This window comes from Dietzia sp. NPDC055340 (genome assembly GCF_053645335.1).
On sequence record NZ_JBSHML010000016.1, the window covers coordinates 88,461 to 98,579 of the forward strand.

Here is a 10,119-nt window from a genome sequence, read left to right on the forward strand (position 1 = left end):
GCACGGTCACGGCCGCCGGCCTCTCCGCCTCGGATGCGGGTCACCGGACTCGAGTCTGTCGACGATGTCCGCCACCACCTTGCCGGAACTACGGCGCTCCGAGCTGACCGTGGTCCACGCGACCTCGCGGTACAGGGGTGAGCGCTCCGTGAGCAGCGCCTGGTAGCGAGCGGTCGCGTCGCCACCCGCGAGAAGCGGCCGGCCCGGCCCACGCGATCGCCGGACGCCCTCGGCCACACCGATGGTCAGGTGCACCACCTTCAGGCCCCTCAGCCGATGTCGCGTCGCCTCGGAGAGCACCGCGCCACCGCCGAGGGACAGGACGCCGTCGAATGATTCGAGAGTCTCGCCGATGACGCGCTCCTCGATGCGACGGAACTCCGGCTCCCCGCAGGTCGCGAAGATATCGGGGATGGAGCGGCCCTCCGCGTCCTCGATCAGGTGATCGGCGTCGCGGAAGGGGACGTCGAGGCGGCGTGCCAGCTTCCGTCCGATGGTCGTCTTGCCGGCACCGGGCGGCCCCACGAGCACGGCGACCGGTCGTGCCGGGACGCTCATGCCTGGTCCGTCGTCCAGTTCAGACGCTCGGCCACCGCGGCACGATACCCCTCGACGTTCCGGCGGGTCTCGCCGAGCGAATCGCCACCGAACTTCTGGAGCACGGAACGGGCAAGCACCAGCGCCACCATCGACTCGGCGACCACACCTGCGGCCGGGACGGCGCAGACGTCGGAACGCTGGTGAATCGCGGTCGCAGCGGATCCGTCCGCCATATCCACGGTGCTCAGCGCGCGCGGAACAGTGGAGATCGGCTTCATGGCGGCGCGCACCCGCAGCGCCTGCCCGTTGGTCATGCCGCCCTCGAGACCACCGGCACGGTTGCTGCGACGCTCGACGCCGCCGGCGCCCCGGTCCATCTCATCGTGGGCGACACTTCCGCGGCGACGGGCGGTCTCGAAGCCGTCACCGACCTCGACGCCCTTGATCGCCTGGATGCCCATGAGCGCACCGGCGAGTTGGGCGTCCAGGCGCTCCTCCCCCGACACATGGGATCCAAGGCCGATGGGTAGACCGTGGACCACCACCTCGACGACACCGCCGAGCGTGTCACCGGCCTTCTTGGCCGCCTCGATCTCGGAGATCATCGACTCCCCCGCCGCAGCGCCGAACGCCCGCACGGGGCTCGCGTCGATCGCCTCGAGGTCGGAGAAACCGGGCTCGGCACCGACGTAGGGATCCGAGGCGCCGATCGAGATCACGTGGGAGAGCACCTCGACGCCCAGCACGTCGCGCAGTACCGCGCGCGCCACCGTGCCGGCGGCGACACGGGCCGCGGTCTCCCGGGCGCTGGCGCGCTCGAGAACCATCCGGGCGTCGTCGAAGTCGTACTTGAGCATTCCGGAGAAATCGGCGTGGCCGGGACGCGGACGGGTCAGGAGCGCTGCCCGCGCCTTGTCATCGATCGACTCGGGATCGACCGGGTCGGCGGACATGATCTGCTCCCACTTCGGCCATTCGGTGTTTCCGACCTCGATCGCGATGGGCGAGCCCATCGTGCGACCGTGTCGCACACCGCCGAGGACGCGCACCGCGTCGGCCTCGAATTTCATCCGCGCGCCACGGCCGTACCCGAGACGACGCCGCGCAAGCTGCGCAGCGATCTCCTCGCTCGTCACCTCCACGTCGGCGATGACGCCCTCGATGATCGCCACGAGGGCCTGGCCATGGGATTCTCCGGCGGTGGTCCACTTCAGCACGTCGCCGATCATCCCATGACCTCGTGTGCCCAGGCACATCAGGCCCGCCGGAGGGGCCTCACCGGCCGAGTGCCTCCGCGAGAGCGGCGGCCATCTGGTCTCGAGGTGCGGGCAGCCCGGTAAACAGTTCGACCTGACCGAAGGCCTGATTGAGCAGCATCACGTCCCCGCCCACCACCGGGATCCCGGCTGCGGCGGCAACGGCGCCGGCGGCGGTGGGCCACGGGTCGTACAGCACGTCGAACAGTCGATGCGAACGGGAGACCAGATCGACGATCTCCCTGACGCCCGGCTCGGGAACAGTGTTGACCAGGACGTCGGCGTCCGCGATGGCCGCGGGCAGCGACGCGTCGCGGAGGAGAACCGTGGTCACCTCCAACCCGAGTTCGCGCCCACAGTCGGCGGCGGGGCCGGAATTGTCCCGGCGTGAGGCCAGGACCACCCGGTTGGCACCCATGGCGGCCAGGCCCGCCAGGACCGGCCGTGCGGTCCCGCCCACCCCGAGAACGACCGCCGACGGCGAGGCGGGCAGGTCACCGAACGCGGCGAGCGCGCCCGTCACGCCGTCGACGTCCGTGCAGTCGGCGAACCAGCCGCCGTCCCGCCGGACGAGCGTATTGGCGCTCCCCACGATCCGAGCGCGTTCGCTCACCGCCGAGGCGTATTCCAGCGCCGCGAACTTCCCCGGCATGGTGACCGAGTAGCCGATCCGATGACCGGGTGAGTCGTCGACGACGGCAGGGAGCATCGCCTCGTCGCAATCGATTCGCTCGTACGTCCAGCCCGCCAATCCGAGGGCGCGGTAGGCCGCTCCGTGCAGGACCGGTGACAGAGAATGATCCACGGGGTGGCCGAGGACCGCTGCAGACCGCGGCCCCCCCGGCGCGACCGGGCCGCCGCCCGCCCCGATGACGTCGGGCGGCAGCTCAGCGCCCACTTGCCAGGACCCCGTTCGCGATGGCCTCACTCTGGTTGCGTTCGTGCTCCGGGTAGTCGTCGGCGAACCTGGTCGTGCCCTGCATGTCGACCGTGACGAAGTAGAGCCAGGCGCCTTCGGCCGGGTTCTCCATCGCACGCAGCGCATCGAGGCCCGGCGAGCCGATGGGGCCGTACGGCAGCCCGTCCATCGCGTAGGTGTTCCAGGGCGTGGCCGCCGCGCGGTCGTCGTCGGTCGTGGCGATCTCCTGATCGGCGAGCGCATAGTTCACCGTCGAGTCGAACTGGAGCTGCATCGGCTCGGCCAGACGGTTGAGGATGACCCGCGCCACCTTGTCGAAGTCCTGGAGAGTGCCCTCCTTCTCGACGAGCGAAGCCGAGGTCAGCAACTGGTACGGCGTCAGACCGATCCTCTCGGCGGACGGAGTCAGGCCGGTGGCGTCGTAGGACGCCGTGGAGGACTCGATCAGCTGCCGGAGGATCTCCGCGGGTTCGCCGTGCGGATCGATGTTGTGCACGCCGGGCGACACCAGGCCCTCGAGGCGACGTACCGGATCGGGAGCCGCCTGGACCTCGTTGATCGCCCAGGCCGGGACCCCCAGCGCTGCGGGGTCGATCTGGACCGCGGCGTCCACGATCTCCTGCGGCTGTCGGCAGGCGGGCTCGCTGTCCGGCGAATCGAGGTCACGGGTACACGTCGCGTCCGCGATCAGGGTGTATATCCCCTTCTCCGTACCACCACCGACGACGACGGTGTCAAGAAGACGGCCACCGGGCTTGACGTCGATGAATCCAACACGGTTCTCCGGATCCGACAACGCCTCCACCGCGGCGGCGGCACTCATCTTCTGCTGCACCTGGTAGTAGCCCGGCTGTATGCCCTCTACAGGCGTCCCGGTGGCCGCGGCGGTGAATGCCCGCGTGCTCGCGATGGCGCCGACGTCGTAGAGGCGGTCACCCACCATGCCCAGTGAATCGCCGGCCTCGACATGCAACAAGGCGTTCCCGGTGCCCGAGCCGTCGAAGTCCGGAGCCGCACCGGTCTGGTTGTTGATATTGCGGAATGCCATGAACCCGAATGCCAGGACCACTCCGATCACGGCCGCCAGGAGGAGGAACCGGGTGGTACCCCCCGTGCGTGGTCGTCCTCGTGCCGCAGACATCATGCTCCTCGGTCAGGGATTAGAGGGAGCTGTCCCGCGGACAGCATCGTGCTCGGCGGCGAGTTTATCCAGCCCGCAGGTGCGACGCGCCGATCACCCTCGGGCGCGCCGCGACTCGATCCAGGCCTGGAGCAGGACCACGGCCGCCGCCTGATCGATGACATCGCGCTGTTTCCTGGTGTTTCGGCCGGCTCCATGGAGCGCGGCCCCCGCGGTCACCGTGGTGAGCCTCTCGTCCACGAACTCCACCGGCAGCCCCGGGGACGACGTGGACAGAGCAGCCACGAACGAGCGGGCCATCGCGGTGGAGGCGGTCTCCCGCCCCTTCAGCGAGGTCGGTAGTCCGACCACCACCCCGACCGCGTCGTACTCCTCGACGAGGTCGGACAGACGGCGGATCTCCGCCCCCCAGCCCGGGTCCCCGTCGACGACCCGGATCGTCTCTACAGGAGTGGCGAGGATCCCGTCGGGGTCGCACGAGGCGACCCCGATCCGGGCGGTCCCCACGTCGAGACCCACCCGGCGACCCCGCGTCCATCCCGCCGCCGGCGTGACGTCGCTCCCGCCGACCGGGCCGTGGCCGGCGGCACTCACACGGCGTCCTGTACAGCGGTGCGCAGCGCCGCCACCGCAGCGTCGATCCCGGTCGGATCAGTACCCGCGCCCTGGGCCATGTCGGGCTTTCCTCCGCCGCGGGCCCCGATCGCCGGGGCGATGGCCTTGACCAGGTCGCCGGCCTTGAGACCCCGCTCCTGCGCGGTCTTGGTGACGGCGATGACGAACGGCACCTTCCCCTCGCCCGGAGCCGTGAGCAACACGACGGCGGGCTCGGAGCCGAGTCGACCCTTGAGGTCGGAAGCGAGCGTCCGGAGATCGCCGGCAGCGGCCCCCGGCGCGTTATGGGCGAGGAAGCGGACCCCGCCCAGATCCTCCGCAGCGGCGGCGAGGCCCGCGGCCTGGGCGGTGAGCTGGGCGGCACGCAGCGCATCCAGCGACTTCTCGGCCTCACGCAGTCTCGCGGCCAGCGCCGCCACGCGATCCGGCACCTCGTCGGTGGGAGCCTTGAGCGACGCGGCGAGCCCGGACACGAGCGCCCGCTCCTTCGCCTGGTGGCGGTAGGCGTCCATACCGACGAAGGCCTCGACGCGACGGATGCCGGAGCCGACGGATGACTCACCGAGCAGGCTCACCGGGCCGATCTGCGCCGAGTTCGCCACGTGGGTTCCACCACACAGCTCCATCGAGAACGGCCCGCCGATCTCGACGACCCGGACCTGAGACCCGTAGTTCTCCCCGAACAGGGCCATCGCACCCATCCGCTTGGCCTCGTCCAGCGAGGTCTCCACCGTGTTGACGGTGTAGTCCGCATCGACGGCGGTGTTGGTGACCTCCTCGACCTGCGCGAGGACGTCGGAGGGAATCGAGCCGCTCCAGTTGAAGTCGAACCGCATGTACCCGGGCTTGTTCAGCGAGCCCGCCTGCACGGCCTCCGGCCCGAGGATCTGGCGCAGCGCGGCGTGGACGAGGTGGGTGGCCGAATGGCCCTGGGTGGCGCCCTTGCGCCAGTCCCGATCGACCGCGGCGGTGACGAGCTGCCCCGCCTCGGCCTGTCCGGCGGTCACGACGCCCTTGTGAACCCAAAGCTTCTTACCGATCTTCTGCACATCGTCGACGCGCATCTGGAAACCGGCGGTCGAGATGAGCCCGCGGTCGCCGATCTGCCCGCCCGACTCCGCATAGAACGGGGTGCGGTCGAGCAGGAACTCGACCTCGTCGCCCTCGCTCGCCACCGGCACGGAGACGCCCCTGGAGACGATGCCCAGCAGCGTCGCCTCGTCGGACAGGTCCGTGAACCCGGTGAAGACGGTCTCCCCGGCGTCGAGGAAGTCCCGATACACCGACAGGTCCGCGTGCGCATGCTTCTTGGCCCGCGAATCTGCCTTGGCCCGGGCACGCTGCTCGGCCATGAGTGACCGGAATCCGTCCTCGTCCACCTCGAGGCCCGCCTCGGCCGCCATCTCCAGCGTGAGGTCGATCGGGAATCCGTGGGTGTCGTGCAGGGCGAATGCCTGGCTTCCCGAGAGGACCGCGGCGCCGGAACCGCGGGCGTCCTCCGCCGCGCGCTCGAACAACTGGGTGCCGGACTCGAGAGTCTTGAGGAACGCCGCCTCCTCGGCCACTGCGATCCGCTCGATGCGGTCGTAGCCCGCGATCGTCTCCGGGAACGAGGGGCCGATGGCGTCACGGACGGTCGCCATGAACTCGGCCATCGTCTCCGTGGACGCCCCGAGCAGGCGGACAGAGCGCACGATGCGACGAAGCAGCCGGCGGAGGATGTACCCGCGGCCCTCGTTGCCCGGCGTGACCCCGTCGGAGATCAGCATGTACGCGGTGCGCGCGTGATCGGCGATCACACGGAACCGCACGTCCGCGGCGCCGTCCACGCCATACCTCGCGCCCGACAGGCGCTCGGCGGTGTCGATCACCGGGCGCAGCAGGTCGGTCTCGTAGACGTTCTCCACCCCCTGGAGAAGGAACGCGACGCGCTCCACGCCCATGCCGGTGTCGATATTCTGCTTGGGCAACGGCCCGAGGATCTCGAACGCGTCCTTGCCGGTGCCCTCGCCGCGCTCGTTCTGCATGAACACGAGGTTCCAGATCTCGATGTACCGGTCCTCGTCCGCCTCCGGGCCGCCCTCGACCCCGTACGCCGGCCCGCGGTCGTAGAAGATCTCCGAGCAGGGACCGCAGGGGCCCGGGACGCCCATCGACCAGTAGTTGTCCGCCATCCCACGACGCTGGATCCGGGCCTCCGGCAGACCGATCACATCACGCCAGATACCGAAGGCCTCGTCGTCGTCGAGATAGACGGTGACCCACAGCAGAGCCGGATCGATCCCGAACCCGCCCTCGTCGACGGGCGTGGTGAGCAGCGACCACGCGTGGCGGATCGCCCCCTCCTTGAAGTAGTCACCGAAGGAGAAGTTGCCGGCCATCTGGAAGAACGTGTTGTGACGCGTGGTGATGCCGACCTCCTCGATGTCGAGGGTGCGCACACACTTCTGGATGGATGTCGCCGTGGCGTAGGCGGGGGTCTCCTGCCCGAGGAAGTACGGCTTGAACGGGACCATGCCCGCGTTCACGAACAGCAGATTGGGATCGTCGAGCACCAGCGACGCACTGGGGACCTCGGTATGTCCGGCCTTGACGAAATGGTCGAGAAAACGGCGCCGGATCTCATGGGTCTGCACTGGGAAGCCTCGCTGGGGTCTACGAAAGGACGTATCGGTCGACTCCCCAGACTACCGCTGACGCCGAGAACGACCGAGATGCCCGGTGCCGCGGCCGGCAAAGCCGTGTGCGCCCGGCTTCTCGGCCCTACGACCCGCCCCGGGTGATCGAACGCAGCCTGGCCAGGCGGGCCGCGAGTTCACGCTCATGGCCGTGACCGCTCGGCGCGTAATAGTCCCTGCCCACCAGTTCGTCGGGCGGATACTGCTGCGTGGCGACACCGGCCGGTGCATCGTGTGCATACCGGTACCCCACCCCGTTGCCCAGGCCCTTCGCGCCCGCATAGTGCCCGTCCCGCAGGTGCTTGGGAACCTCACCCACTCCCCCTGCCCGCACGTCGGACATCGCGGCATCGATCGCGGAGATGATCGCATTGGACTTGGGCGCCGTCGCGAGGTGAACCGTCGCCTGGGCCAGGGCCAGGCGGCACTCGGGCAGGCCGACCTTCTGGACGATCTCCGCGGCCGCGGTGGCTGCCAACAACGCCGTGGGATCGGCCATCCCGATGTCCTCGCTCGCGTGCACCATCAATCGGCGGGCGATGAAACGGGGATCCTCGCCGGCGACCAGCATGCGGGCGAGATAGTGCAGCGCGGCATCCGCGTCGGACCCGCGGATGGACTTGATGAACGCGCTCGTGACGTCGTAATGCTGGTCACCGTCGCGGTCGTATCGCACTGGGGCCGAATCCAGGCTCAGCTCCACGATCTCCGGCGTCACCGAACCGTCCTCCGCGGCGCCGGCGGCGGCCTCGAGGATCGTCAGACTACGACGGGCGTCCCCTCCGGCGAGGCGGACGATGTCAGCGACCGCCTCGTCCGTGACGTTTACCTGCCCGCCCAGACCTCGCTCGTCCGCCACCGCGCGACGCAGTACGGTCTGCACCCCCTCGTCGTCGAGTCCCCGGAGCTCTGCGATGAGCGATCGACTGAGCAACGGGGCGATCACCGAGAAGTGGGGGTTCTCCGTGGTCGCGGCCACCAGTAGAACGATCCCGTTCTCCACGGCGGCCAGGAGCGCGTCCTGCTGACTCTTGGAGAACCGGTGCACCTCGTCGATGAACAGGACGGTGCGTTGACCGTGGATCTGGCGGGTCCGGGCGTCGTCGATCACCGCACGGACGTCCTTGACCCCGGCGCTCAGCGCTGACAACGCCACGAAATGCCGACCCGACGTGCTCGCGACCAGGTTCGCCAGAGTCGTCTTACCGGTGCCCGGCGGGCCGTACAGGATCACCGACGAGCCACCGCGGCCCTCGACCAGGCGTCGAAGCGGCGAGTTGTCCCGCAGCAGGTGGTCCTGACCGATGACCTCCTCGAGCGCACGTGGCCGCATGCGGACGGCCAGCGGTGCCGAGGGGTCGACGACCCGCCCCCCGCTGAGCGGGGAGCCGGAACCCGTCCCGGCCGCTCCGGGCGACCCGGGCGTGGCGAACAATCCGGCCTCGTCAGTCACACGGTCAGGTTACCGGGCCGCTCCGACACGCCGCGTCCACGTGCCCGACAGGTGAACGTTGGTCCAACTATCGGGCGGAACGCTTCCGCAGATGACGCCTATGCGCTTGACTGGAGCATCGGATCGGTGACCCCATGTTCACCAGTGACAGGAAAGCCAGCGGCGAGACCATGTGCCAGATCGATCGTCACCATTCCCCCCGGGACCTCACGACCATCACGCGGCGAACCGCCCTCGCCGCAGGCGGTGCCGGGTTGCTCGCCGCGGTCGGTGCGACCGTCCTCGGTACGCCGGTGAAGGCGTGGGCCCGACCCACTCGCCCGGTGGCCGACGACCTGGACCTGTACGTGATCGTCACCGACGGGATGAACCCGGGCGAACTCAACCCCGCCCAGGCGCCCACGCTGAACCGGTGGGCCGAGCACGGCACGCGATACACCTCGGCGCAGGCCCACATGATCGCAGAGACGCTCCCGAACCACGCCGCGATGATGACCGGGGTCTTCCCTGAGCGCAACGGCGTGCCCTCCAACAGCATCTGGGACCACGCGGCCGGTGAGGACCGGACGATGGACCGGGTCGATGACATCACCTACCCGACCGTTCTGGAGCGGGTCCGGGTCGAGGCGGGCCTGACGACCGCGAGCGTGCTGAGCAAGGACTACCTGCACGGCATCTTCTCCGGCCGGGCCTCTGTGCAGTGGGCACCCTTCCCGCTGGTGCCCATCACCGATCACTCGTTGGACGAGTTCACGGTCGAGGCGCTCAAGCGGACGGTGACCGACCACAACCCACGGTTCACGTTCGTCAACCTCGGCGACATGGACCGGTTCGGGCACATGGACCTCACCGGTTACTCCCTCCGCGCCGCGCGGAACCAGGCCGTGTGGAACTCCGACCACAAGCTCTACCAGTTCGAGCGCTTCCTGCGGGACACCGGACGCTGGGAGCGTTCGGTGATCATGGTCCTGGCCGACCATTCCATGGACTGGTCGGTGCCGGAGAACGTCATCAGCGCCCAGGGCGCACTCGATGCCGACCCGGCGCTGCGTGGACGCTTCGGGATCGCCCAGAACGGGGGCGCCGACACCTTCACGTTCCTCGGCGACCCGGCCGAGCGCGACGCCGCGCTGGCCCGACTCCGGCAGGTGGTCGCCGGGATCCCGGGCGTCAAGAGCCTGTACGACCCCGCCGATCTGCGTCTCGGCGACCGCGCCGGAGACCTGGTCGCCACCTGCCACCCGGGTTGGCGCTTCTCCGACCCGACGCCGCTGTCCAACCCGATCCCCGGCAACCACGGTCACGAGGTGACGTTGCCGATCCCGTTCTTCATCAGCGGTGGCCACCGGATGGTGCGCCACGGCCAGGTGATAGACCGCCCGGTCACCACCCGCGACGTGGCCCCGACGGTCGCCCACCTCTTCGGTCTGAGCCACGACGACATGGACGGCTCCCCGGCGGTCGAGGCCTTCGACCTCTGATAGCAGCGAGGCCGCCCGAATCCCGCGGTAGACGAC

At 69.6% G+C, this 10,119-nt stretch carries 8 protein-coding genes; 1 reads left to right on the forward strand and 7 read right to left on the reverse strand.

Translation table 11 applies throughout. The features are described 5' to 3' along the window. Positions 1-6 precede the first annotated feature (6 nt). The 7 genes from ACWIFB_RS12895 to ACWIFB_RS12925 all read right to left on the reverse strand — a co-directional run bounded on the left by ACWIFB_RS12895 (position 7) and on the right by ACWIFB_RS12925 (position 8,602). Positions 7-558 (reverse strand): shikimate kinase, encoded by a 552-nt coding sequence (locus ACWIFB_RS12895; protein WP_454058446.1) that lies wholly within the window; start codon positions 556-558, stop codon positions 7-9. Next, the gene (gene aroC, locus ACWIFB_RS12900; protein WP_452098928.1) at positions 555-1,769 is read right to left on the reverse strand and encodes a chorismate synthase; all 1,215 of its coding nucleotides are present in this window, start codon (positions 1,767-1,769) and stop codon (positions 555-557) included. The genes ACWIFB_RS12895 and aroC overlap by 4 nt, the downstream gene beginning before the upstream one ends. Before the next feature lie 46 nt (positions 1,770-1,815). Then, complete coding sequence (locus ACWIFB_RS12905) at positions 1,816-2,667, reverse strand: shikimate dehydrogenase (RefSeq protein WP_452099062.1); 852 nt, start codon at positions 2,665-2,667, stop codon at positions 1,816-1,818. A gap of 16 nt (positions 2,668-2,683) precedes the next feature. Beyond that, a complete protein-coding gene (locus ACWIFB_RS12910) occupies positions 2,684-3,793 on the reverse strand; it encodes an endolytic transglycosylase MltG (protein ID WP_454058447.1) in 1,110 nt (369 codons plus the stop codon). A gap of 156 nt (positions 3,794-3,949) precedes the next feature. Further along, positions 3,950-4,450, reverse strand: coding sequence for a Holliday junction resolvase RuvX (gene ruvX / locus ACWIFB_RS12915; RefSeq protein ID WP_295648208.1), 501 nt, complete (start codon positions 4,448-4,450; stop codon positions 3,950-3,952). Further along, positions 4,447-7,107, reverse strand: a complete 2,661-nt coding sequence (gene alaS / locus ACWIFB_RS12920; RefSeq protein WP_454058448.1) for an alanine--tRNA ligase — start codon at positions 7,105-7,107, stop codon at positions 4,447-4,449. Before alaS ends, ruvX begins: the two co-directional genes overlap by 4 nt. Before the next feature lie 127 nt (positions 7,108-7,234). Continuing rightward, a complete protein-coding gene (locus tag ACWIFB_RS12925) occupies positions 7,235-8,602 on the reverse strand; it encodes a replication-associated recombination protein A (protein WP_454058449.1) in 1,368 nt (455 codons plus the stop codon). 170 nt (positions 8,603-8,772) lie between these two features. Here ACWIFB_RS12925 and ACWIFB_RS12930 point away from each other — a divergent pair, with 170 nt between their 5' ends. Then, on the forward strand, positions 8,773-10,083 hold the full coding sequence (locus tag ACWIFB_RS12930) for an alkaline phosphatase family protein (RefSeq protein ID WP_452099063.1): 1,311 nt from the start codon (positions 8,773-8,775) through the stop codon (positions 10,081-10,083). Positions 10,084-10,119: the final 36 nt, after the last annotated feature.

Bases quoted from the DNA above. Each gene is read 5' to 3' on its own strand.
- ACWIFB_RS12895 (WP_454058446.1), bottom strand. From the start codon at position 558: ATGAGCGTCCCGGCACGACCGGTCGCCGTGCTCGTGGGGCCGCCCGGT.
- aroC (WP_452098928.1), bottom strand. From the start codon at position 1,769: ATGATCGGCGACGTGCTGAAGTGGACCACCGCCGGAGAATCCCATGGC.
- ACWIFB_RS12930 (WP_452099063.1), top strand. From the start codon at position 8,773: ATGTGCCAGATCGATCGTCACCATTCCCCCCGGGACCTCACGACCATC.